Genomic DNA, 23,157 nt, shown 5'->3' on the forward strand with positions numbered 1-23,157 from the left:
CCGCCGCTCCGGGCGTTCCTGAGGGGCTGCCCGGCGCCGGTACCGCCGGGTAGGGTGCGGGTCCATGGGTGGCGAGAGCACGATACGAACGGCGCCGCGTGCCGGCGCGAGCAAGGGCCCGGCGGGCGGCCGGACCGGACAGGTGCTGTCCGGGCTGGCCGTGGCGCTGGGCCTGGCGCTGTTCCTCGGCGGCTTCGTCTGGGGAGCGATCGTGTACCGGCCGTACACCGTCCCCACCAGCTCGATGGCCCCCACGATCGACGCCGGCGCCCGCGTCCTCGCCCAGCGCATCGGCAGCGGCGACATCCACCGCGGTGACGTCGTCGTCTTCACCGACAAGACCTGGGTGAGCAACGCCCCCGTCGTCAAGCGCGTCGTCGCCGTCGGCGGCGACACCGTCGCCTGCTGCACCGACGGCAAGCTCACCGTCAACGGCAAGCAGATCGACGAGCCCTACCTGGCCGACGACGGCCTCGCCGAACTCCAGGACTTCCCGAGCGTGAAGGTCCCCGAGGGCCGTCTCTTCCTCCTCGGCGACGAGCGCAGCGGCTCCCTCGACTCCACCGCCCACCTCACCGACGCCGCCCGCGGCACGGTCGCCCGCAGCGCCGTCTCGGCCCGCGTGGAAGCCGTCGTATGGCCCATGAACGGCATGCTGGAGCAGGCCACCGGCTTCGAGAAGCTCGGCCCGCTGTCCGCGCAGGGACCGCTGCGCACCATGGGCCTCATGATCGTCGCCGGGGCGGTCCTCGTCCTGGGCGGCGGGGCGTACGGACCGGTGGCCGCACGGCTCGGCGGCCGTTCGCGCGGAGGAGCGGAGCCCGCGCGTGCCCGGTGAGGCCGACGGCCCGCACGAGGACGCGGCCGGTGCCGGGGACGGGGCTGGGGACGAGGCCGGGGTCCGCAGGGTGGCGCGGGTCGTGCTGCTCGACCCCGAGGACCGCATCCTGCTGCTCCACGGCCATGAGCCGGAGGACCCCGCCGACGACTGGTGGTTCACCCCCGGCGGGGGAGTCGAGGGCGACGAGACGCGCGAAGAGGCCGCACTGCGGGAACTCGCGGAGGAGACCGGCATCACGGACGTCGACCTCGGCCCCGTGCTGTGGCGGCGCCGGTGCTCGTTCCCGTTCGCGGGCCGCCGCTGGGACCAGGACGAGTGGTACTACCTGGCCCGTACGGCCCAGACGGCGATCAAGGCACTGGCCCTCACCGAGCTGGAGCGGCGCAGCGTCGCCGGAGCACGCTGGTGGACGTGTCGGGAACTCACCCGGGCACATGAGACGGTGTATCCGACCAGACTCGCCGAGCTGCTGCGCAGGCTGCTCGACGAAGGTCCCCCGGCCGGGCCCGTGACCCTCGACACCGAAATTGTCTAGGGGCCGACGGGACTGGCGCACAATGGGGGGATCGCACGGCTGAAGGGGAACATGCCATGAGCGCCGAGGACCTCGAGAAGTACGAGACCGAGATGGAGCTGAAGCTCTATCGGGAGTACCGCGATGTCGTCGGTCTGTTCAAGTACGTGATCGAGACCGAGCGGCGCTTCTACCTGACCAACGACTACGAGATGCAGGTGCACTCGGTCCAGGGCGAGGTGTTCTTCGAGGTGTCCATGGCGGACGCCTGGGTCTGGGACATGTACCGGCCGGCCCGGTTCGTGAAGCAGGTCCGCGTGCTGACGTTCAAGGACGTGAACATCGAGGAGCTGAACAAGAGTGACCTCGAGCTGCCGAGCGGGTGACGTCGACGCGCGTCCAGGCGGGCTCAGTCGCCCGGGTGCTTCTGCCCGGCCGGCAGAGTGCACCCGCACGGGTGACGGAGTTGTCCACAGCCCGACAGTCGTCCACCAAGATCCAATAGCTCGGTGAAGCAGGTTCATCGTTGGCGCCGGAGGTGGTGCCGACATGAACGCACGCAACGCACTCGGCAAGTACGGCGAGGACCTCGCCGCAAGGCGGCTGACCGAAGCCGGAATGACCGTCATCGGACGCAACTGGCGCAGCGGCAGGACCGGAGAGATCGACATCGTCGCCCGCGACGGCGACGTACTCGTCGTCTGCGAGGTGAAGACCCGCAGGGCCTGCGGCTTCGAACACCCCATGGCCGCCGTAGGCCCAGACAAGGCCCGGCGCCTGCGCGGCCTCGCCGAACGCTGGATCCACGCACACGGCGGAGCCCCACCCGGAGGCGTCCGCATCGACCTCGTCGGCATCGTCCTGCCCGACCGCGGCGCCCCCGTCGTCGAGCACGTGCGAGGGGTGGCCTGACATGGGATTCGCACGCACCTGCTCCGTCGCGCTCGTCGGCGTAGAAGGAGTCGTCGTCGAGGTCCAGGCCGACCTCGAACCAGGCGTCGCCGCCTTCACCCTCGTCGGACTCCCCGACAAGAGCCTCACCGAGAGCCGCGACCGCGTACGGGCCGCCGTCGTCAACTCCGGAGGCGAATGGCCGCAGAAGAAACTCACCGTCGGACTCAGCCCGGCATCCGTCCCCAAAGCCGGCAGCGGCTTCGACCTCGCCGTCGCCTGCGCCGTCCTCGGCGCCGCCGAACGCATCGACCCCCGGGTCCTCGCCGACATCGTCATGATCGGCGAACTCGGACTGGACGGCCGGGTACGCCCCGTCCGGGGCATCCTCCCCGCCGTCCTCGCCGCCGCCGACGCCGGATACGAACAGGTCGTCGTCCCCGAATGCGCCGCTGCCGAGGCCTCCCTCGTGCCCGGCGTCTCCGTCCTCGGCGTCCGCAGCCTGCGCCAGCTCATCGCCGTCCTCGCCGACGAACCCGTCCCCGACGAGGAACCCGACGACCACGGCCGCCCCGACCCCCTGCTCGCAGGACTGCGCATGCCCGGCACCGGCGCCGCCACCGGCATGCAGAACCTGGGCGCCACCGCCGGTGAGCACGGACACGACCTCGCCGACGTCGTCGGACAGACGTCCGCACGCACCGCCGTCGAAGTCGCCGCCGCCGGGGGCCACCACCTTTTCCTCGAAGGCCAACCCGGAGCCGGGAAAACCATGCTCGCGGAGCGGCTCCCCACCATCCTGCCGCCCCTCGGCAGGCAGGAATCCCTCGAGGTCACCGCCGTGCACTCGATCGCCGGACTCCTGCCCTCGGGTAAGCCCCTCATCGACACCGCCCCCTACTGCGCCCCGCACCACTCGGCCACCATGCAGGCCCTCGTCGGCGGCGGACCCGGCTTCGCCCGCCCCGGCGCGGTGTCCCTCGCTCATAGAGGCGTGCTCTTTTTGGATGAAACGCCCGAATTCAGCGGCCGGGCACTCGACGCCCTCCGTCAGCCCCTCGAAGCCGGGCACGTCGTCATCGCGCGCAGCGCCGGCGTCGTCCGCTTCCCGGCGAAATTCCTCATGGTCCTCGCCGCCAACCCCTGCCCCTGCGGCCGCTTCTCCCGCACGGACGACCTGTGCGAATGCCCGCCCTCGGCCATCCGCCGCTACCAGGCCCGGCTGTCCGGACCCCTGCTCGACCGCGTCGACCTCCGCGTCGAGGTCGACCGCGTCACCCGGGCCCAGCTCACCGAACGCGGCGCCCGCGGCGAATCCACCACCACCGTCGCCGACCGGGTACGCGCCGCCCGCGAACGCGCCGCGGCCCGCCTGGCCGGCACCCCCTGGCGGACCAACAGCGAGATCCCCGGACGCGAGCTCCGCAGCCGCTGGCACGCCAGGAGCGGCGCCATGGACGAGGCGGAACGGAACCTGGAGCGCGGCGTCCTCACCGCCCGCGGACTCGACCGCGTCCTGCGCGTCGCCTGGACCGTCGCCGACCTCGTCGGCCACGACCGGCCCGACGCCACGGACGTCGCCCTCGCCCTGCAACTGCGCACCGGAGTCCCCCGCGGGGTTCCCATGGCCATCGGAGCCCTGACATGACCGGTGCCGGGGCCCAGGAGGGCGGGGACGGTCTGCTCGACCGGGTCTTCCTCAACCGGGTCCTCGAACCCGGTGACGAGACCGCCGGGCGCTGGGTGCGCGAGTACGGCCCGGCGACGGTCGTACGCAGGCTGCGCGACGACACGGAGCCACCCCTGCCGGGCGTCGGGCCCAAACGCTGGGAAGGGCTGCGCGCCCGGGCGGAGCGCGCCGACCCCGCCCGGGACCTCGCCGTGGCACAGGACGCCGGGATGCGGTTCCTGAGCCCCGGGGACGCCGAGTGGCCCCGACAGCTCGACGACCTCGGCGACGCACGGCCCCTTGGACTGTGGGTGCGCGGCCCGGCCGACCTGCGGATGTGGGCCCTGCGCTCCGTCGCCGTCGTCGGAGCCCGCGCCTGCACCGAGTACGGCGCCCACATGGCCGCCACCGTCGCCGGCTCCCTCGCCGAACAGGGCTGGGTGGTCGTCTCAGGCGGCGCCTACGGAGTCGACGGCGCCGCCCACCGCGGCGCCCTCGGCGCCGGCGGAGCCACCGTCGCCGTCCTCGCCTGCGGTGTCGACCGGCCCTACCCGCGCGGCCACACCCAGCTCATCAACCGCATCGCCGACCAGGGCCTGGTCGTCGGAGAACTGCCACCGGGGGAGCACCCCACCCCCAGCAGATTCATCGTGCGCAACCGCGTGATCGCCGGCCTCACCCGGGGCACCGTCGTCGTGGAGGCCGCCCACCGCAGCGGCTCCCTGGCCACCGCACGGGCCGCCCGGCGCCTCGGCCGGCACACCATGGGCGTACCCGGCCCCGCCACCAGCGCCCTCTCCGCCGGTGTGCACGAACTGCTGCGGCAGGACGCCGTCCTCGTCACCGACGCCGCCGAGATCATCGAACTCGTCGGAGACATGGGGGAGCTGGCCCCCGAGCGACGGGGACCCGTCCTGCCCCGCGACCTCCTCCGGCCCGGAGCCCGGGCCGTCCTCGCCGCACTGCCCGGACAGCGCGCCGCCAGAGCCGACGAGATCGCGCGCGCGGCGCAGACCACGGAGGACGACACCGTCGCGAGACTGTACGAACTCCGCTCACTCGGCTGGGTCGAACGACATGGCGACGGCTGGAAGTTGACACGCCAGGCGATGATGACCGCCCGCACCGGCCGAGGTCCATGCTGACCGAGCGTGTTCGGCCGTACGGGGGAACACGGACGCCCTTGAGAATTCCCCCAGTTGGGGTGTTCGTGTGATCACGTAGAGCAACCGTCGTGCCCCTGTGGGGCGTCCAGCGGAACGTATCTGCGTACCCTTCGGGCTCCGCCCTTCGCGCACCGCGACACGTCAGTCACGCTACGCTCACGGAGTTCCGGCTCCGGCCGGCCCCCACGACACGGAAAGCGAGCACGACGACCACGACGACCTCCAGACCGACGGCTCCCCAGGCACCCCGCTTCACGGCAGAACGGCACTAGGCAACGAATGCCCCAGCACACCTCCGGGTCCGACCGGGCGGCGATCCCCCCAGCCGCCCGTGACGGTGGCAGCGCGCGGCCGCCCGCTCCCTCGACACTCGACGAGCTGTGGCGGTCGTACAAGGCGACGGGGGACGAGCGGCTGCGCGAGCAGCTGATCCTGCACTACTCGCCCCTCGTCAAATACGTGGCGGGCCGGGTGAGCGTCGGCCTGCCGCCCAATGTCGAGCAGGCCGACTTCGTGTCGTCCGGGGTGTTCGGACTAATCGACGCGATCGAGAAGTTCGACATCGACCGGGAGATCAAGTTCGAGACGTACGCGATCACCCGGATCCGCGGCGCGATGATCGACGAACTCCGGGCGCTGGACTGGATCCCACGCTCCGTCCGGCAGAAGGCACGCAACGTCGAGCGTGCCTACGCCACCCTGGAGGCGCGGCTGCGCCGGACGCCGACCGAGTCCGAGGTCGCCGCCGAGATGGGCATCGCGGTCGAGGAACTCCACGCGGTGTTCAGCCAGTTGTCGCTGGCCAACGTGGTCGCCCTGGAGGAGTTGCTGCACGTCGGCGCGGAAGGCGGCGACGGACTCAGCGTGATGGACACGCTGGAGGACACCGCCGCCGACAACCCCGTCGAAGTCGCCGAGGACAGAGAACTGCGGAGATTCCTCGCCCGGGCGATCAACACGCTGCCCGAGCGCGAGAAGACCGTCGTGACGCTGTACTACTACGAAGGCCTCACCCTCGCCGAGATCGGCAACGTCCTCGGCGTCACCGAGAGCCGGGTCAGCCAGATCCACACCAAGTCCGTACTGCAGCTCCGGGCGAAACTGGCCGGCTTCGGCCGTTGACCTGGCCCGACGACAGTGGTGTTCGGCGCAGACACTCCCGTCCGGCGAGCGGCGTCCGTACAGTGGACGGGTGCCAAGGATTCGAGCGGCCTCCGTGGCCGAGCACCGGTCGATGCAGCGAGCCGCCCTGCTGGACGCGGCTCGTTCCCTGTTGTCCGAGGGCGGGACGGAGGCGCTGACCTTCCCGGCCCTCGCCGAGCGCACGGGACTCGCGCGCTCCTCCGTGTACGAGTACTTCCGGTCACGGGCCGCCGTGGTCGAGGAGCTGTGCGAGGTCGACTTCCCGGTCTGGGCCGCCGAGGTCGAGGCCGCGATGGAACGTGAGACGACCCCCGAGGGCAAGATCGAGGCGTATGTGCGCCGCCAGCTGGCCCTGGTGGGGGACCGGCGGCACCGGGCCGTCGTGGCCATCTCCGCCAGCGAGCTGGACGCCGGCGCCCGCGAGAAGATCCGCGCCGCGCACGGCGGGCTCATCGCGATGATCGTCGAGGCGCTCCGGGACATGGGCCACGCCGAACCCCGGCTGGCCGCGATGCTGCTGCAGGGCGTCGTCGACGCGGCCGTACGCAGGATCGAACTGGGCGCCGCGGAGGAACCGGCGGCGATCACGGACGCGGCCGTGTCGATGGCACTGCGGGGCGTGCGGGGCTGACCTACCCGCCGGGCACCCGCACCCCCCACACCGGCAGCAGCCGTGTCGGCCCGTGCAGCAGCCAGGGCGGCAGAAGCGACAAGGGGTTCAGATAGGCATCCCCCCGCCGCAGCCCCCAGTGGACGCACGGCGCCACGCAATGCGACCCCGCCGCCTCCACGACTCCGACGACGTCACCCGCCCCCACCGCGTCGCCCTTCGCCACGGACGCCCGCACCGGCTCGTACGTCGTCCGCAGCGGCGGATCCCCCGTCCCGGCGATCTCCACCGACACCACACCCCTGCCGGCCACCCGCCCCGCGAAGGACACCCGTCCGGCCGCAACGGCCCGGACCGGTGTGCCGGCCGGGGCCGCCAGGTCCACGCCCCGGTGGCCCCTGCCGTATGCCGTCGCCGGGAGTTCCCAGGTACGCAGCACCGGCGGACGTAAGCCCACGGGCCAGGCCCGCCCGACTCTCGGGACGTCCGGGTCGGCGCCCGGCGCCACACGCACCTCCACGCCGGTCGGCGTCAGGTCCGGTACCGGTGCCAGGAGGGCGGTGGCCGTCAGCAGGACCAGCAGGATCACACGGCCCAAGATCCTCGCCGCTGTCTCGTATCGCTTCTGTCGCATGTCCGAACGGTGCCGCAATCCCGCCGATCATGGCCGGGATCTGTGGATAAGTCCCGTGCTGTGGACAGCGGCGTCACCCGGGGCCTCCCGGGTCCCGTACACTTCTTCTGGCGATCCGGGTCACCGGGTCGACTTCGCACGCCCCGACATCGCACCGGAGACGGTCGGTGTCAGCGCCCCTCGGTCCTTTGCGGCACGGCGCATGCGGGCGTCAGGCGCGGGAGCCGTCCGGTCCCCGCGGCACAACCGAGAACCAAGGAGAACACGGCCATGGCCGTCGTCACGATGCGGGAGCTGCTGGAGAGCGGCGTCCACTTCGGTCACCAGACCCGTCGTTGGAACCCGAAGATGAAGCGCTTCATCTTCACGGAGCGCAACGGCATCTACATCATCGACCTGCTCCAGTCGCTGTCGTACATCGACCGCGCCTACGAGTTCGTCAAGGAGACCGTCGCCCACGGCGGCACGGTCATGTTCGTCGGCACGAAGAAGCAGGCGCAGGAGGCGATCGCCGAGCAGGCGACCCGCGTCGGCATGCCCTACGTGAACCAGCGCTGGCTGGGCGGCATGCTCACCAACTTCTCGACCGTCTACAAGCGTCTGCAGCGCCTCAAGGAGCTCGAGCAGATCGACTTCGAGGATGTGGCCGCGTCCGGCCTCACCAAGAAGGAGCTGCTCGTCCTCTCCCGCGAGAAGGCCAAGCTGGAGAAGACCCTCGGCGGTATCCGCGAGATGCAGAAGGTGCCCAGCGCCGTCTGGATCGTGGACACCAAGAAGGAGCACATCGCGGTCGGTGAGGCCCGGAAGCTCAACATCCCGGTCGTCGCCATCCTCGACACCAACTGCGACCCCGACGAGGTCGACTACAAGATCCCGGGCAACGACGACGCGATCCGCTCCGTCACCCTGCTCACCCGCGTGATCGCCGACGCCGTCGCCGAGGGCCTCATCGCCCGCAGCGGTGTCGCCACCGAGGGCAAGGGCGAGAAGGCCGCCGGCGAGCCGCTGGCCGAGTGGGAGCGCGACCTGCTCGAGGGCGAGAAGAAGGCCGACGAGGCTCCGGCCGCCGCCGAGGCCCCGGCTGCGGAGGCCCCGGCTGCGGAGGCCCCGGCCGCCGAGGCCCCCGCCGCGGAGGCTCCGGCCGCCGACGCTCCGGCCGCCGAGGGCGAGCAGGCCTGACACCGTCAGCGTTGACGGCGGGAGCGGTACTGATTCCCACGGCCTGCGTGCCGCGGTGACACCCGCTCCCGCCGTTCACCTGTAGGTCGACGGAAGGCCGGCGGCTCCGGCCAGTCCATGGAAGCCGCAGACCCCGTCGTTCTTCGATCTTCCAGACTTCCAGAAAGATTCACAGACTCATGGCGAACTACACCGCCGCTGACGTCAAGAAGCTCCGTGAGCTCACCGGCGCCGGCATGATGGACTGCAAGAAGGCGCTGGACGAGGCCGAGGGCAACGTCGAGAAGGCCGTCGAGGCGCTCCGGATCAAGGGCCAGAAGGGCGTCGCCAAGCGCGAGGGCCGCTCCGCCGAGAACGGCGCCGTGGTCTCCGTCATCGCCGACGACAACTCCTCCGGCGTCATCGTCGAGCTGAAGTGCGAGACGGACTTCGTCGCCAAGGGCGAGAAGTTCCAGGCCGTCGCCAACCAGATCGCGCAGCACGTCGCCGCGACCTCCCCGGCCGACATCGAGGCTCTGCTCGCTTCCGAGATCGAGCCCGGCAAGACCGTGCAGGCGTTCGTGGACGAGGCCAACGCCAACCTGGGCGAGAAGATCGTCCTGGACCGTTTCGCGCAGTTCGCCGACGGCTACGTCACGGCGTACATGCACCGCACGATGCCCGACCTGCCCCCGCAGATCGGTGTCCTCGTCGAGCTCGACAAGCCCAACGCCGAGATCGCCAAGGGCGTCGCCCAGCACATCGCCGCCTTCGCGCCGAAGTACCTCTCCAAGGAGGACGTGCCGGCCGACGTCGTCGAGTCCGAGCGTCGCGTTGCCGAGGAGACCACCCGCGCCGAGGGCAAGCCCGAGGCCGCCCTGCCGAAGATCGTCGAGGGTCGCCTCAACGGCTTCTTCAAGGACGCCACGCTGCTCGGCCAGCCGTACGCGCTCGACAACAAGAAGTCCGTCCAGAAGGTCCTGGACGAGGCCGGTGTCACCCTGAAGCGCTTCTCGCGCATCAAGGTCGGCATCTGAGTCCGTACCGCGTTCGACGCCCCGTCCCTATAGGGTCGAAGGCAGTCGATGGCGGACGCCGCCACCGCGCTCGCGCGGCTGACGGACGACAGCAGATCTGACGAGGAGGCCATTGCCGCGCATGGGATGCGAAACACACCCCACCGGCAATGGCCTTCTTCGCATGTGCACCCAGTAACAAAGGCGGGATCTCGATGACCACCAAGGCCCAGAAGAGCGACGACGGCAAAGTACACGGCCGGTTTCTGCTGAAGCTGTCCGGAGAGGCCTTCTCCGGCGGCGGGGGACTCGGTGTCGACCCGGACGTGGTGCACAAGATCGCACGTGAGATCGCAGCCGTCGTACGCGACGGCGCGGAGATCGCCGTCGTCATCGGCGGCGGCAACTTCTTCCGCGGTGCCGAACTGCAGCAGCGCGGCATGGACCGCGCGCGCTCCGACTACATGGGCATGCTCGGCACCGTGATGAACTGCCTCGCCCTCCAGGACTTCCTGGAGAAGGAGGGCATCGACAGCCGGGTCCAGACCGCCATCACGATGGGTCAGGTCGCCGAGCCGTACATCCCGCTGCGCGCCGTGCGGCACCTGGAGAAGGGCCGCGTGGTCATCTTCGGCGCCGGTATGGGCATGCCGTACTTCTCCACCGACACCACCGCCGCGCAGCGCGCCCTGGAGATCGACGCCGAGGCGCTGCTGATGGGCAAGAACGGCGTCGACGGGGTCTACGACTCCGACCCGAAGACCAACCCGGACGCCGTCAAGTTCGACTCCCTCGGATACGGCGAGGTCATCACCCGGGACCTCAAGGTCGCCGACGCCACGGCGATCACTCTGTGCCGCGACAACAAGCTCCCGATCCTCGTCTTCGAGCTTCTGGCGGAGGGCAATATCGCCCGTGCCGTCAAGGGTGAGAAGATCGGCACGCTGGTGGGTGAGCAGGGAGGTCGGGGCTGACGCTCCGACGCCGACCCGTCCGGGGGACGGACGGGACGGACCCTGGCCGGGGGATGGACAATGTCCTGCCGGTCGGGAACCGTGCAGGAAGAAGACGCGACGCAGCCGGCCGCCGCCCCCACAGGAACCGCAGCCGGGCCTTTCACTCAAGACACGCAGGAGCAAGTGGTGATCGAAGAGACCCTCCTCGAGGCCGAGGAGAAGATGGAGAAGGCCGTCGTGGTCGCCAAGGAGGACTTCGCCGCGATCCGCACCGGCCGTGCGCACCCGGCGATGTTCAACAAGATCGTGGCCGACTACTACGGTGCGCCGACGCCGATCAACCAGCTGGCCTCGTTCTCCGTGCCGGAGCCGCGCATGGCGGTCGTCACCCCGTTCGACAAGAGCGCGCTGCGCAACATCGAGCAGGCGATCCGCGACTCCGACCTCGGCGTCAACCCGAGCAACGACGGCAACATCATCCGTGTGGTGTTCCCCGAGCTCACCGAGGAGCGCCGCCGCGAGTACATCAAGGTCGCCAAGGGCAAGGGCGAGGACGCGAAGGTGTCCATCCGCTCCGTCCGCCGCAAGGCCAAGGACGCCATCGACAAGCTGATCAAGGACGGCGAGATCGGTGAGGACGAGGGCCGGCGTGCGGAGAAGGAGCTCGACGACACCACCCACAAGTACGTCGCTCAGGTGGACGAGCTGCTGAAGCACAAGGAAGCCGAGCTGCTCGAGGTCTGATGAACGACTCTTCCTGGGGCGCGCCGACCGGGGCCGGGCAGGCCGGGTACTGGGGGCCCGACGATCGAGGACCTGTCCAAGGGGCCGACCCGGCGGGTCCCGCGTACGATGCGCCTCAGGCGCAGCAGACTCGCCCCATGCCCATCGTGCCCGACGAACCCGCGTACGGCGGAGACCAGGATGACGACCGGGGGGCCGCTCGGCTGAGCGGCCCCTTGTTCCGCGAACAACCGCCGCAGGCGCGGCCTCAGCACACGCCGCAGGCGCAGCCGTTCCCGGCCGCCACACCGCAGAATCCGGAGCCCATGCCCGACGCCTCGCAGCCGGCGCCCCCGCCGCAGAAGAAGAGCGCGGGACGCGACCTGACCGCTGCCATAGGGGTCGGCGTCGGGCTCGGTGTGGTGATCGTGGCGTCGCTGTTCGTCGTCAAGGCCGTGTTCGTCGGTGTGGTCGCGGTGGCCGTGGTGGTGGGCCTGTGGGAGCTGACGAAGCGGCTGGAGGAGCGCAAGGGCATCCGGGCGCCGCTCGTCCCGCTGGCCGTCGGCGGCGCCGCGATGGTGGTCGCCGGGTATGTGCGGGGTGCCGAGGGCGCCTGGGTGGCGATGGCGCTGACCGCGCTGGCCGTCCTGGTCTGGCGGATGACGGAGCCGCCCGAGGACTATCTGCGGGACGTCACGGCGGGCGTCTTCGCCGCGTTCTACGTGCCGTTCCTCGCCACGTTCGTCACGATGATGCTGACCGCGGACGACGGGGCGTGGCGCGTCCTGACGTTCCTGGTGCTGACGGTCGTCAGCGACACCGGCGCGTACGCCATCGGCTGGCGCTTCGGCCGGACCAAGCTGGCGCCGCGCATCAGCCCCGGCAAGACCCGCGAGGGCCTGCTGGGCGCGGTGAGCTTCGCGATGGTGGCGGGCGCGCTGTGCATGCAGTTCCTGATCGACGACGGCCAGTGGTGGCAGGGTCTGCTCCTGGGCCTCGCGGTCGCGGCCAGTGCCACGCTGGGCGACCTCGGCGAGTCGATGATCAAGCGCGACCTGGGCATCAAGGACATGGGCACGCTGCTGCCGGGGCACGGCGGCATCATGGACCGCCTGGACTCCCTGCTGCCGACGGCACCGGTGGTGTGGCTGCTGCTGGTGCTGTTCGTGGGCTCGAGCTGACCATGACCACAAGGAAGCCCCCGCTCTTCAGGAACGGGGGCTTCCTTGTGGTGAGTGGGTCCTACTCCTCCGGCTCCCAGGCGCGCAGCAGGTCGAGGAGCTCAGGGTCTCCGGCGAGCTCCAGGGACTCGGCCGGGATCCGGTCGTACAGGTAGAGGACGATCTCGCCGGCGGTGCCCGTGACGGAGACGCCGGCCGCGTCCGGGCCCTCCCCGGGCAGCCGGGTGGAGCGTGCGCCGTCCCCGTCGACCGTGAGGCGCCAGGAGTACCCCTCGGTGGCGTGGAAGTCGAAGGTGGTCGGCTTGTGCGGCCAGGCGGCGGTCGTGGCGCAGCAGGTGGCCAGGAACTCGTCGACCCCGTCGAGCGCCACGTCGTCCGGCAGCGGCCGCGGGGCGCCGAGGGCGACCTGGACGTCGTACGTGTGCACGGTGGTCTCCTGGACCCGGTGCCGGGCGACTCCGGCGGCGCTCTGCGGCGACTGCCCGGCTCCCCACCAGGTCCAGCACCCACGCTCGGGCCCCGCGTCCCGAAGGGCGCTCAGCAGCAGCTCTGTCGACTCCTCGAGCCACTCCAGCAACGCCTCCCGCTCCCGGGGTACGGCGATGGCGGTACGAGCCGCGACAGCGTCGGCCGGGGGACCGTCGGCGGGTCCCGCGCCCACGATGGCGGCCCAGAACCGGTCCCCGCCGCCGAGGTGCTGCACCAGATCGAACAACGTCCACTCGGGGCAGGTCGGCACCGGCACCTCGAAATCGGCCGCCGAGGCGACCGCGGCGCGAAAGGCGCCCGACCGCTCGTCGATGAGCCGAAGCAGGCCGGAGAAGTCATACGTACATGTCATGGCCACCACGGGTGTCTATCACCGCCCGGTGGCGGCCGCACAGCGATTTACGCGGGGGAGCGGGGCGCGGGGGCGGCACGGAGGGCGCCTCCTATGAATCGGTCATAGGGTTGCAGAGGACGGCACAACCGACACCTGGGAGGCCGTTATGGGGGCTCTCCGTTTCGTAGTCGAACCGGACGAGGGCAAGTCGATCTGGCTAGCGGGCATAGGAGTCGACTTCAAGATCCGGGGCGAGGAGACCGGCAGCCAGTTCTCGATCGTCGAGCACCCCATCGAGCCGGGCCGTCTCGTACCGCCGCACGTTCACAGCCGTGAGGACGAGTTCTCGTACGTCCTGCAGGGCAGGGTCGGCGCACGAGTGGGCGACGAGGAGGCCACGGCGGGTCCGGGCTCGTACATCCTCAAACCGCGAGGCATCCTGCACACCTTCTGGAACGCCGGCCCGGAACCGGCGAGGATCCTGGAGATCATCTCCCCCGCGGGCTTCGAGGGGTTCTTCGCCGCACTGGGCACGGCCGGCGAGACGGCCTCCGATCCTGCCGAGTTCCTCCAGCGCCGGGCCGAGCTGGGCGAGCAGTACGGTCTCGGGTTCTCCGACGAGTGGGTCGCCGAACTCACCGCCAGGTACCAGCTCAAGCTCCTCGGCGAGTGACTGGAGCGCCGAGCAGACGCGGCCGGCACCCGTTGCGGCGGATCGAGCGTTGTGGGCGGCCGAAGAGGTCACCCCCGTTGCAGCGCGGCAAGACCCTTCTGCAGGTCTTCGCTGTTCATCACCGGCTGGATCTCGATCTTCGCGCCGAGTCCCTCGAGGAGTGGTTCCGTGATCGTGGGCAGCAGTGAACTGTCCTGCATGTCGAAGACGAAGGTGCAGGACCGCCCGCCTTCGCTGGGCCCGAAGTAGGCAGCCTCAGGCTTGAGTCGTTCCGTCATCGACTGCATGATCTGCGGCAGCGTGCCGTTCTTGAGCGCCTCATTCGAGATCTGGGTGTCCAGATGCGCTCTCAGCATGACCCTCATCGCACGCGCTCCCTCCGTCCACCACGACCGGCGCGGTCTCGTCCGCGCGCAGAGATCCGGTGACGTCCCGCTCAGCCTCTTCTCGTGTGATCAGGGCAGCAACATCTCGTCCTCCGACCGTGTCGCAGGTGGCGATCAAGGGCGGTCATCGGCATGCACCTACGCCTCCATCCCGCTCCCGCCTGGCCTTCGCAGATGATCTGCCACACTGGAAGGGTTATGCCTGCACCCGGAGAACTCACATTCGTCGCCCCGCGCGGAGCCAAGAAGCCGCCGCGGCATCTTGCCGATCTCACGCCCGGTGAGCGCAAGGACGCCGTCGCCGCGATCGGCGAGAAGCCGTTTCGTGCCAAGCAGCTGTCGCAGCACTACTTCGCGCGGTACGCGCACGATCCGGAGCAGTGGACCGACATCCCCGCCGGGTCGCGTGCCAAGCTGCGGGACGAGTTGCTGCCCGAGCTGATGACCGTCGTGCGGCATCTGTCGACCGACCAGGGGACCACGCGTAAGACGCTGTGGCGGCTGTTCGACGGGACGCTCGTCGAGTCGGTGCTGATGCGGTACCCGGACCGGGTGACCATGTGCATCAGCTCGCAGGCCGGGTGTGGGATGAACTGTCCCTTCTGCGCTACGGGACAGGCTGGGCTGGATCGTAATCTGTCGACCGCTGAGATCGTTCATCAGATCGTCGATGGGATGCGGGCGCTGCGGGACGGGGATGTGCCCGGTGGGCCCGCTCGGCTGTCCAACATCGTCTTCATGGGGATGGGCGAGCCGCTCGCCAACTACAAGCGGGTCGTCGGGGCCATTCGGCGGCTCACCGATCCGGAGCCCGACGGGCTGGGGCTTTCGCAGCGGGGGATCACCGTTTCGACGGTCGGGCTGGTGCCTGCCATTCATCGGTTCGCCGATGAGGGGTTCAAGTGCCGGCTCGCGATCTCGCTGCACGCGCCCGACGACGAGCTGCGGGACACCCTCGTCCCCGTGAACACGCGGTGGAAGGTGCGGGAGGTGCTGGACGCCGGGTGGGAGTACGCGGCCCGGTCCGGGCGCCGGCTGTCCATCGAGTACGCGCTCATCCGGGACATCAACGACCAGGCCTGGCGCGGTGACCGGCTCGGGCGGCTGCTCAAGGGCAAGCCCGTGCACGTGAATCTGATTCCGCTGAACCCGACTCCGGGGTCGAAGTGGACCGCCTCGCGGCCCGAGGACGAGAAGGCGTTCGTCGAGGCCATCGCCGCCCACGGTGTACCGGTGACGATCCGGGACACCCGTGGTCAGGAGATCGACGGGGCGTGTGGTCAGCTCGCCGCCACCGAGCGGTAGTCTGACCGGCGTCAACACATCTGCATATTCCGACAGGGGAGCGCCACAGCGCTGAGAGTGCGGCACCGGCCGCAGACCCTCCGAACCTGGCCCAGGTCATTCTGGGTAGGGAGATCGGTCATCACTCGAGCTGTTGCGCCCTGCCCTAGGCCGTGTCCGCAAAGTCCCGTCTGCCGTTCGACGTCCGGCACGCACTCTCGCCGCACCGGCCGGCCACCCGCGTACAACCAGTACGCGGGAGTCCGCCCGGCACGCCGAGAGCACGCACCGGACGCCGCTCGGCCCGCCCTCCGGGCGGACGACGCGACTTTACGGATACGACCTAGCCCCCCGGGGCCACGGGCAGGGCCGCGTCTCTTCCTGGTCACTCCAGGAGGAATCAAGTGGGCATCACCAAGAAGGTCACCGTCCTGGCCGTCGGGCTGGGGCTCGTCACGCTGTCCGCCTGCGGGTCGTCCGGCGGGGACGACAGCGGCGGCGGTTCCAAGACCGTCACACTGGTCAGCCATAGTTCGTGGGCCGTGTCCAAGGACGTCCTCGCCGCCTTCGAGAAGCAGTCCGGCTACAAGGTCCGGGTCCTGGAGGACGGCGACGCCGGGGAGGCCGTCAACAAGGCCATCCTGACCAAGGACAACCCGCAGGGCGACGTCTTCTTCGGCGTCGACAACACCCTGCTGTCCCGCGCCCTCGACAACGGCCTGTTCCAGCCGTACGAGGCCAAGGGCTCGGACAGGATCCTGCCCGAGTTCCGGGTCGACCAGGACAAGCACCGGGTCACGCCCGTCGACACCGGCGACATCTGCGTCAACTACGACAAGGCGTACTTCAGCAAGCACAAGCTGGCCCCGCCGACCTCGTTCGACGACCTGATCAAGCCCGCCTACAAGGACCTCCTCGTCACCGAGAACGCCTCCACCTCCTCGCCCGGCCTCGGGTTCCTGCTCGGGACCGCCGCCAAGTACGGGGACGAGGGCTGGCAGGACTACTGGAAGAAGCTGAAGGCCAACGGCGTCAAGGTCGTCAGCGGCTGGGACCAGGCCTACAACGAGGAGTTCTCCGGGTCCGCCGGCGGCAAGAAGGCCAAGGGCGACCGGCCGCTCGTGGTGTCGTACGCCTCCTCGCCGCCCGCCGAGGTCATCTACGCCGACCCTAGGCCGACCACCGCGCCGACCGGTGTCGCGGACGGCACCTGCTTCCGGCAGTTCGAGTACGCCGGTCTGCTGAGCAACGCCAAGAACGCCGAGGGCGGCAAGGCCCTGATCGACTTCCTGGTGTCCAAGACGTTCCAGGACGACATGCCGCTGAACATGTTCGTCTACCCCGTGGTCGAGGGCGCCCAGGTGCCCGAGGAGTTCACGGAGTTCGGGCCGGCGGCCGAGAACCCCCAGACCATGGACCCGGCGAAGATCGCCGACCATCGTGACGACTGGGTCAAGTCGTGGACCTCGCTCGTCCTGAGGTAGTGGGACGCCGTACGCGGAGCGCGGCGGCGCGGCTCGGTCTCGTCGCCGTGCCCGTCGCGTTCTTCGCGGTGTTCTTCGCCTACCCGGTCGCCGCGATCGTGGCGCGCGGCCTGCACGTCGACGGGGTGTGGCGGTTCGGGCGGCTGTGGGACGTGCTCGGGCAGTCCGACATCCGGCACGTGCTGTGGTTCACCACCTGGCAGGCCCTCGCCTCCACCGCGCTCACCCTGCTGATCGCGCTGCCCGGCGCCTATGTCTTCGCCCGCTTCGACTTCCCCGGCAAACAGGTCCTGCGGGCCGTCGTGACCGTGCCGTTCGTGCTGCCGACCGTCGTCGTCGGCACCGCGTTCCTCGCGCTCGTCGGCCGCGGCGGGCTGCTCGACGAGCTGTGGGGCGTACGGCTCGACACGACCGTGTGGGCGATCCTGCTCGCGCACGTCTTCTTCAACTACGCCGTCGTCGTACGCACGGTGGGCGGGCTGTGGGCGCAGCTGGACCCCCGGCAGGAGGAGGCCGCGCGGATGCTGGGGGCGTCCCGGTGGACCGCCTGGCGGACCGTCACCCTGCCGGCGCTCGGGCCCGCCGTGGCCGCCGCCGTGCTCATGGTCTTCCTGTTCACCTTCACGTCGTTCGGCGTCGTGCAGATCCTCGGCGGGCCGGCGTTCTCCACCCTGGAGGTGGAGATCTACCGGCAGACCTCGGAGATCTTCGACCTGTCCACGGCCGCCGTGCTGACGATCGTGCAGTTCGTGGCGGTCGGCGCGATCCTCGCCGTGCACGCGTGGACCGTACGGCGGCGGGAGAGCACCCTGCGGCTGGTCGACGCGGCCCTGACCTCGCGGCGGCCGCGCGGGGCCGGGCAGTGGGCGCTGCTGGCCGGCGTCCTGGCCGTCATCGTCGTACTCCTGCTGCTGCCGCTGGCCGTGCTGGTGCAGCGGTCGCTCGACGCGCCGGACCTCGGCTACTACCGGGCGCTCACCGAGGCCGACGGCGGGGTCTTCCTCGTCGCCCCGATCGAGGCGATCGGCAACTCGCTCGAGTACGCCGTCGTCGCCACCCTCATCGCCGTGCTGGTCGGCGGACTCGCGGCGGCCGCGCTGACCCGGCGTGACGCGGGCCGGTTCGTGCGGGGCTTCGACGCGCTGCTGATGCTGCCGCTCGGGGTGTCCGCGGTGACCGTCGGATTCGGGTTCCTGATCTCCCTGGACGAGCCGCCGCTCGACCTCCGCAGCAGCTGGATCCTGGTGCCGCTCGCGCAGGCGCTGGTCGGGGTGCCGTTCGTCGTACGGACCATGCTGCCCGTGCTGCGGGCCGTCGACGACCGGCTGCGGGAGGCGGCCGCGGTGCTCGGCGCCTCGCCGTGGCGGGTGTGGCGGGAGATCGACCTGCCGATGGTGCGGCGGGCGCTGCTGATCGCGGCCGGGTTCGCCTTCGCCGTGTCGCTCGGCGAGTTCGGCGCGACCGTGTTCATCGCACGGCCCGACAACCCGACGCTGCCGGTCGCCGTGGCCCGGCTGCTGGGGCGGGCGGGCGACCTCAACTACGGCCAGGCGATGGCCCTTTCGACGGTGCTGATGGTGGTGTGCGCGGTGGCGCTCCTCGTGCTGGAGCGGCTGCGCACCGACCGGACGGGGGAGTTCTAGATGCTGCTGAGCCTCGAGGGCGCGACGGTCCGCTTCGGTGGGCGGGCGGTGCTCGACGCCGTCGACCTGGAGGTCGCCGAGCACGAGATCGTGTGCGTGCTGGGGCCCAGCGGCAGCGGGAAGTCGACGCTGCTGCGGGCCGTGGCGGGGCTGCAGCGCCTGGACGCCGGCCGGGTCACCCTCGACGGGCGCGACCAGGCCGGGGTGCCCGCGCACCGGCGTGGCGTCGGCCTGATGTTCCAGGACCACCAGCTGTTCCCGCAGCGGGACGTCGGCGGCAATGTCGCCTTCGGCGCGCGGATGCACGGGGCGTCCCGCCGTGAACAGGCCGACCGGGTCTCCGAGTTGCTTGACCTCGTCGGGCTGCCGGGAGCCGCCGGCCGGGCCGTCGCCTCGCTGTCCGGCGGCGAGCAGCAGCGGGTGGCGCTCGCCCGCGCCCTCGCGCCCCGACCGCGACTGCTGATGCTGGACGAGCCGCTGGGGCAGCTCGACCGCTCGCTGAGGGAGCGCCTCGTCGTCGAACTGCGGGAGCTGTTCGGGCGGTTGGGTACGACCGTGCTCGCCGTCACCCACGACCAGGGTGAGGCGTTCGCGCTCGCCGACCGGGTCGTGGTGATGCGGGACGGCGGGATCGCCCAGACCGGGACGCCGCTGGAGGTGTGGCAGCACCCGGCCGACGCGTTCGTGGCCCGCTTCCTGGGCTTCGACAACGTGGTCGAGGGCACCGTCGCCGGGGAGGCCGCCGACACCCCCTGGGGCAAGCTCCCGGTCGGCGAGAACGCCCCGCAGGGCACCCGGCCCCTGCTCGTACGGCCCGCCGGGGTACGGCTCGTCGCGCCCGACGAGGGACTGCACTGCACGGTGGCCGCGCGGACGTTCCGCGGCACCCATGTCGCCCTGCAGTTGCGGCCCGAGGAGGCGCCGCGCCTGGAGGCCGCGTGCGCGCTGCGGGAGGCGCCGGAGGTCGGGGACGTGGTCGGCGTGGAGTTCGACCCGGCGGAAATCGTGGTGCTCGGCTGATCGCCCGGCGCTTAGGGTGCGGGCATGACGACGCTCGCACATGATCGCTACTGCGACGAGATAGATCACCAGGTCGGCCTGCTGAGGGCCGTGGTGACCTCCGGGGCCGATCTGTCGGCCACCGTGCCGACCTGCCCCGACTGGTCGCTGGAGCAGCTCGTCCGGCACACGGGGGAGGCCCTGCGCTGGGTGGAGCTGATGGTGCGGACACGCGCCGAGAAGGAGATCCCGGAGGAGACCGTGCCGGGCGCGCAGGGCCCCGACGCGCAGGGCGACCCCGTCGCGCTCGACGCCTGGCTGGCGGAGACCGGCGACCTGCTCGTCGGCACGCTGCGGGCGGCCGGCCCGGACACCGCCGTGTGGTCGTGGGCCGGGGTCCCCACCGCCGGGTTCTGGGCCCGCCGGATGACGCACGAGCTCACCGTCCACCGCGCCGACGCGACGCTCGCCGCCGGACTGCCGTACGAGGTGGCCCCCGAGATCGCGGCCGACGCGATCGACGAGTGGCTGGAGATCGTGCAGTGGGCGCAGCGGACCATCCCCGACGACCCCGCGCGCGAACTGCACCGGCCCGGCGCGAGCATCCATCTGCACGCCACCGACCCCACGCCCGGGGTGGACGCCGAGTGGTTCGTCGACCTCGGCGGGGACGCGATCGTATGGCGGCGCGGGCACGAGAAGGCGACGGTCGCGCTGCGCGGCAGCCTCACCGACGTCCTGCTGGCGTTCTACCGCCGACTGCCGCTGGACGCGCCCGAGTTGGAGGTCCTCGGCGAGCGGGAGCTGCTGGAGTTCTGGCTGGAGCGCGCGACGTTCGGCTGAGGGCTGAGGGCTGAGCGCGAAGGATCAGTGCGGGCGCCGGACATGGCAGTGGCCCGCCCCCGGGAAGGGGACGGGCCACCACACCGACACTGCGGGGCGGGATCAGCCCTCGCTCTTGGCCCCACGGCGACGCAGGCCGAAGAAGACCGCGCCTCCGCCGACGGCGACCAGGGCGACCGCGATGCCCGCGATCAGACCGGTGTTGGAGTTGGCACCGGTCTCGGCCAGGTTGGAGTCACCGGCCGCCGGGGACGGGACGTTCTCCGCCGGGGCGGTGGTCGACGCGCTCTCGGAAGGGGCCGGGGACTCGGTCTCCTCGGCCGGGGTCGAGGCGGAGTCCGACGGCGTCGGCGTCGGACTGTCCGACGGAGCCGGGGGCTTCTCCTCGTCCTTCTTGCAGGCGGTGGACGGCGTTGTGAGGTTCGGCTCGATGTCCTCGTCGACGTAGCCCGCGGCCTTGACGTGCACGCGGTACTCGGCGTTCGGCTTCCAGTCCTCGGCGAAGGTGATGGTGACACCCTCGCGCGAGCCCTTGACCGTCTGCTCGCCGATCTTCTTGAGGTCGGCGCCGTTGTTCTGCAGGAACACGGTGACCGTCGCGGGGATACCGCTGGGGTCCTTGTCCGTGACCGTGATGACGCCCTTGTCGCCGTCGCACTTGGCTTCGGCGGAGAATTCACTGATGTCGCACGCGAGCGCGTTGCCCGCGACGGAGAGGGCCAGGGCGGCCGAGGCGGACGCCACGCCCAGGGCCCGCACGGAACGTGCGACAGTACGGCGGTTTATGGACACGTTTGTCCTTACGGGAGTTGCACCACTGAGGGGGGTTGGAAGGGGGCGGCGACGGGACATCACCGTCCCCGTGAGACTCACAGATTTATAAGCGTCGCATAAGCACTGTCAACGCATATGCAGCCAACGGGCGTTGGCTTTGCCGTCTTATTAACCGAGGAGACGTTTCAACGCCTCCGGCGCCTCCTCGATCCGGTCGACGAGCGCGATCCGCGCCTCCATCGACCGCTCCCGCGCCAGTGACTGGAGCAGGGGCCACACGGGCAGCCTCTCGGTCCAGTGCGCCCGGTTCACCAGCACCATGGGCGTGGGCTCGCCGCGCGACTCGTAGTAGTTGGGCGTCGCGTTGTCGAAGACCTCCTGGACGGTGCCGGCGGCCCCGGGCAGGAAGACGACACCCGCCGTGCAGCGCGCCAACAGGCCGTCCTCGCGGGTGGCGTTGGAGAAGTACTTCGCGATGTGGGAGGCGAAGGGGTTCGGCGGCTCATGGCCGTAGAACCAGGTCGGGATGCCGACCGAACGGCCGCCCCTGGGCAGGCGCTCCCGCACCTCGAAGGCGGCCGCCGCCCAGTCGGTCACGGACGGTGTGAAGCCCGGCGCCTTGGCCAGCAGCCGCAGGGCGTCGCCCAGTTCCTCGTCGCCGTACGGGGCGAGATACGCGCCGAGGTTGGCCGCCTCCATGGCGCCGGGGCCGCCACCGGTGGCGACGGTCAGACCGGTGCGCGCCAGCTCCCGGCCGAGCCGGGCCGCGCCCTCGTACTCCGTGGTGCCGCGGCGCATCGCGTGACCGCCCATGACGCCCACCACCCGCGCGCCGGAAAGGAGTTCGTCCAGGGCGTCGGAGACCGCGTCGTCGTGCAGCGCGCGCAGTGTCGAGGCGTACACGTCCCGGTCGGCCTTGGTGCGCTGGAGCCAGGCGTAGGCGCGGGCGTCCGGCGTGGCCTCGTAGCCGTCCGCCAGGGACGCGAACAACTCGTCCGGGGTGTAGACATGGCCCCGGTACGGGTCGAAGGGGAGGTCGGGCAGCGGCGGGAAGACCAGGGCGCCCTCGGCACGCACCTTGGCGGCCGCGTCCTCGCGCATCGGGCAGCCGAGGAAGACCGCGCCCGCCGCACCGGTGGTGAGCAGCTCGCGCGTACGGTCCGTCAGATCGACGGCCTGGACGCGGAATCCGGCGAGGGAGCCGCGCGCCGAGACGACCGCGTCGAACTCCTCGAGCGTCTCTATCTCATGGTCGTCGTGGTGGGCCGCATGGGCGGGCATCGTCTGCACCCGCCCATGCTAAGTCGTCCTCCACGACCATCCCTCAGCCCTCGACGGCCGCCGGGTCCATCCACACGACCTCCCAGGTGTGCCCGTCGAGGTCGTCGAAGGCGCGGCCGTACATGAAGCCCATGTCCTGGACCTGGTCCGACGCGGTGCCGCCGGCCGCCACTGCCTTCTCGACCAGCTCGTCGACCTTGGCGCGGCTCTCCGCGCTCAGACAGATCAGCACCTCGCTGGTCGTGGTGGCGTCCGCGATCTCCTTCTTGGTGAAGGTCGCGTAGAACGGCTTGGTGAGCAGCATCGCGACGATGGTGTCGCTGATCACGACCGAGGCCGCGTTGTCGTCGCTGAACTGCGGGTTGATCGAGTAGCCCAGCTCCGTGAAGAACTTCTTCGAGGCGTCCAGGTCGTTCACGGGCAGGTTGACGAAGATCATCTGCTGGTACGCGGGGGCGGTCATCG

The 23,157-nt window shown here is 70.8% G+C and carries 25 protein-coding genes and 1 riboswitch; of the genes, 19 read left to right on the forward strand and 6 right to left on the reverse strand.

The features are described 5' to 3' along the window. Positions 1 to 64 precede the first annotated feature (64 nt). The 8 genes from lepB to KBY32_RS06095 all read left to right on the forward strand — a co-directional run bounded on the left by lepB (position 65) and on the right by KBY32_RS06095 (position 6,855). Positions 65 to 838: a signal peptidase I gene (gene lepB / locus KBY32_RS06060; protein WP_055623282.1), complete on the forward strand. Its 774-nt coding sequence runs from the start codon at positions 65 to 67 to the stop codon at positions 836 to 838. Next, positions 828 to 1,376 (forward strand): NUDIX hydrolase, encoded by a 549-nt coding sequence (locus KBY32_RS06065; protein WP_374224908.1) that lies wholly within the window; start codon positions 828 to 830, stop codon positions 1,374 to 1,376. The genes lepB and KBY32_RS06065 overlap by 11 nt, the downstream gene beginning before the upstream one ends. Positions 1,377 to 1,432: 56 nt before the next feature. Beyond that, entirely contained in the window at positions 1,433 to 1,741 is a 309-nt protein-coding gene (locus tag KBY32_RS06070) for a DUF2469 domain-containing protein (protein ID WP_003993268.1), read from the forward strand. Between the two features lie 163 nt (positions 1,742 to 1,904). Beyond that, a complete protein-coding gene (locus KBY32_RS06075) occupies positions 1,905 to 2,267 on the forward strand; it encodes a YraN family protein (protein WP_210979118.1) in 363 nt (120 codons plus the stop codon). A gap of 1 nt (position 2,268) precedes the next feature. Continuing rightward, positions 2,269 to 3,894: a YifB family Mg chelatase-like AAA ATPase gene (locus tag KBY32_RS06080; RefSeq protein WP_210979119.1), complete on the forward strand. Its 1,626-nt coding sequence runs from the start codon at positions 2,269 to 2,271 to the stop codon at positions 3,892 to 3,894. After that, complete coding sequence (gene dprA / locus KBY32_RS06085; RefSeq protein ID WP_210979120.1) at positions 3,891 to 5,060, forward strand: DNA-processing protein DprA; 1,170 nt, start codon at positions 3,891 to 3,893, stop codon at positions 5,058 to 5,060. Before KBY32_RS06080 ends, dprA begins: the two co-directional genes overlap by 4 nt. Positions 5,061 to 5,360: 300 nt before the next feature. After that, positions 5,361 to 6,203 carry an RNA polymerase sigma factor WhiG gene (gene whiG, locus KBY32_RS06090; RefSeq protein WP_055623277.1) on the forward strand — a complete coding sequence of 281 codons (843 nt, stop codon included), beginning with the start codon at positions 5,361 to 5,363 and terminating at the stop codon, positions 6,201 to 6,203. Positions 6,204 to 6,297: 94 nt separating this feature from the next. After that, entirely contained in the window at positions 6,298 to 6,855 is a 558-nt protein-coding gene (locus KBY32_RS06095; protein WP_055623276.1) for a TetR/AcrR family transcriptional regulator, read from the forward strand. 1 nt (position 6,856) lies between these two features. Here the strand turns inward: KBY32_RS06095 and KBY32_RS06100 are convergent, their stop codons facing one another. Next, positions 6,857 to 7,468 (reverse strand): peptidoglycan DD-metalloendopeptidase family protein, encoded by a 612-nt coding sequence (locus KBY32_RS06100; RefSeq protein WP_210979121.1) that lies wholly within the window; start codon positions 7,466 to 7,468, stop codon positions 6,857 to 6,859. A gap of 270 nt (positions 7,469 to 7,738) precedes the next feature. On the opposite strand from KBY32_RS06100, the gene rpsB reads away from it, so the two are divergent. The 5 genes from rpsB to KBY32_RS06125 all read left to right on the forward strand — a co-directional run bounded on the left by rpsB (position 7,739) and on the right by KBY32_RS06125 (position 12,502). After that, on the forward strand, positions 7,739 to 8,647 hold the full coding sequence (gene rpsB / locus KBY32_RS06105; protein ID WP_210979122.1) for a 30S ribosomal protein S2: 909 nt from the start codon (positions 7,739 to 7,741) through the stop codon (positions 8,645 to 8,647). Positions 8,648 to 8,826: 179 nt separating this feature from the next. Beyond that, complete coding sequence (tsf, locus tag KBY32_RS06110; RefSeq protein WP_055623273.1) at positions 8,827 to 9,663, forward strand: translation elongation factor Ts; 837 nt, start codon at positions 8,827 to 8,829, stop codon at positions 9,661 to 9,663. Between the two features lie 194 nt (positions 9,664 to 9,857). Continuing rightward, a complete protein-coding gene (gene pyrH, locus KBY32_RS06115) occupies positions 9,858 to 10,616 on the forward strand; it encodes a UMP kinase (protein WP_055623272.1) in 759 nt (252 codons plus the stop codon). A 168-nt stretch (positions 10,617 to 10,784) separates the two neighbouring features. After that, positions 10,785 to 11,342 carry a ribosome recycling factor gene (frr, locus tag KBY32_RS06120; protein ID WP_055623354.1) on the forward strand — a complete coding sequence of 186 codons (558 nt, stop codon included), beginning with the start codon at positions 10,785 to 10,787 and terminating at the stop codon, positions 11,340 to 11,342. Continuing rightward, positions 11,342 to 12,502, forward strand: a complete 1,161-nt coding sequence (locus tag KBY32_RS06125; RefSeq protein ID WP_210979123.1) for a phosphatidate cytidylyltransferase — start codon at positions 11,342 to 11,344, stop codon at positions 12,500 to 12,502. Before frr ends, KBY32_RS06125 begins: the two co-directional genes overlap by 1 nt. Positions 12,503 to 12,563: 61 nt before the next feature. Here KBY32_RS06125 and KBY32_RS06130 read toward each other — a convergent pair whose 3' ends face one another. Beyond that, positions 12,564 to 13,343, reverse strand: coding sequence for a maleylpyruvate isomerase family mycothiol-dependent enzyme (locus KBY32_RS06130; RefSeq protein WP_210979124.1), 780 nt, complete (start codon positions 13,341 to 13,343; stop codon positions 12,564 to 12,566). 148 nt (positions 13,344 to 13,491) lie between these two features. Here KBY32_RS06130 and KBY32_RS06135 point away from each other — a divergent pair, with 148 nt between their 5' ends. Next, positions 13,492 to 13,998 (forward strand): cupin domain-containing protein, encoded by a 507-nt coding sequence (locus KBY32_RS06135; RefSeq protein ID WP_210979125.1) that lies wholly within the window; start codon positions 13,492 to 13,494, stop codon positions 13,996 to 13,998. Positions 13,999 to 14,066: 68 nt separating this feature from the next. On the opposite strand, the gene KBY32_RS06140 is transcribed toward KBY32_RS06135, so the two are convergent. Then, positions 14,067 to 14,363: a DUF3303 family protein gene (locus KBY32_RS06140; RefSeq protein WP_181890426.1), complete on the reverse strand. Its 297-nt coding sequence runs from the start codon at positions 14,361 to 14,363 to the stop codon at positions 14,067 to 14,069. Positions 14,364 to 14,582: 219 nt separating this feature from the next. Between KBY32_RS06140 and rlmN the strand changes: the two genes are divergently transcribed. From rlmN to KBY32_RS06165, 5 genes are all read left to right on the forward strand, one after another. Then, complete coding sequence (rlmN, locus tag KBY32_RS06145) at positions 14,583 to 15,689, forward strand: 23S rRNA (adenine(2503)-C(2))-methyltransferase RlmN (protein ID WP_055623269.1); 1,107 nt, start codon at positions 14,583 to 14,585, stop codon at positions 15,687 to 15,689. A gap of 24 nt (positions 15,690 to 15,713) precedes the next feature. Further along, positions 15,714 to 15,819: riboswitch (TPP riboswitch) on the forward strand. A gap of 253 nt (positions 15,820 to 16,072) precedes the next feature. Beyond that, a complete protein-coding gene (locus KBY32_RS06150; protein WP_210979126.1) occupies positions 16,073 to 17,152 on the forward strand; it encodes a thiamine ABC transporter substrate binding subunit in 1,080 nt (359 codons plus the stop codon). Next, positions 17,128 to 18,795 carry an iron ABC transporter permease gene (locus KBY32_RS06155; protein WP_210979127.1) on the forward strand — a complete coding sequence of 556 codons (1,668 nt, stop codon included), beginning with the start codon at positions 17,128 to 17,130 and terminating at the stop codon, positions 18,793 to 18,795. Before KBY32_RS06150 ends, KBY32_RS06155 begins: the two co-directional genes overlap by 25 nt. Continuing rightward, a complete protein-coding gene (locus tag KBY32_RS06160) occupies positions 18,796 to 19,815 on the forward strand; it encodes an ABC transporter ATP-binding protein (RefSeq protein ID WP_210979128.1) in 1,020 nt (339 codons plus the stop codon). A gap of 24 nt (positions 19,816 to 19,839) precedes the next feature. Beyond that, positions 19,840 to 20,637, forward strand: coding sequence for a maleylpyruvate isomerase family mycothiol-dependent enzyme (locus KBY32_RS06165; protein ID WP_210979129.1), 798 nt, complete (start codon positions 19,840 to 19,842; stop codon positions 20,635 to 20,637). A gap of 102 nt (positions 20,638 to 20,739) precedes the next feature. Here KBY32_RS06165 and KBY32_RS06170 read toward each other — a convergent pair whose 3' ends face one another. From KBY32_RS06170 to KBY32_RS06180, 3 genes are all read right to left on the reverse strand, one after another. After that, on the reverse strand, positions 20,740 to 21,396 hold the full coding sequence (locus KBY32_RS06170; protein ID WP_308293658.1) for an LAETG motif-containing sortase-dependent surface protein: 657 nt from the start codon (positions 21,394 to 21,396) through the stop codon (positions 20,740 to 20,742). A 183-nt stretch (positions 21,397 to 21,579) separates the two neighbouring features. Next, the gene (locus tag KBY32_RS06175; RefSeq protein WP_210979131.1) at positions 21,580 to 22,701 is read right to left on the reverse strand and encodes an LOG family protein; all 1,122 of its coding nucleotides are present in this window, start codon (positions 22,699 to 22,701) and stop codon (positions 21,580 to 21,582) included. Positions 22,702 to 22,735: 34 nt separating this feature from the next. Next, a complete protein-coding gene (locus KBY32_RS06180) occupies positions 22,736 to 23,155 on the reverse strand; it encodes a VOC family protein (RefSeq protein ID WP_055623351.1) in 420 nt (139 codons plus the stop codon). Positions 23,156 to 23,157 lie beyond the last annotated feature (2 nt).

The sequence above is a fragment of the Streptomyces sp. RK62 genome (assembly GCF_018070255.1).
GTDB lineage: Bacteria > Actinomycetota > Actinomycetes > Streptomycetales > Streptomycetaceae > Streptomyces > Streptomyces nigra.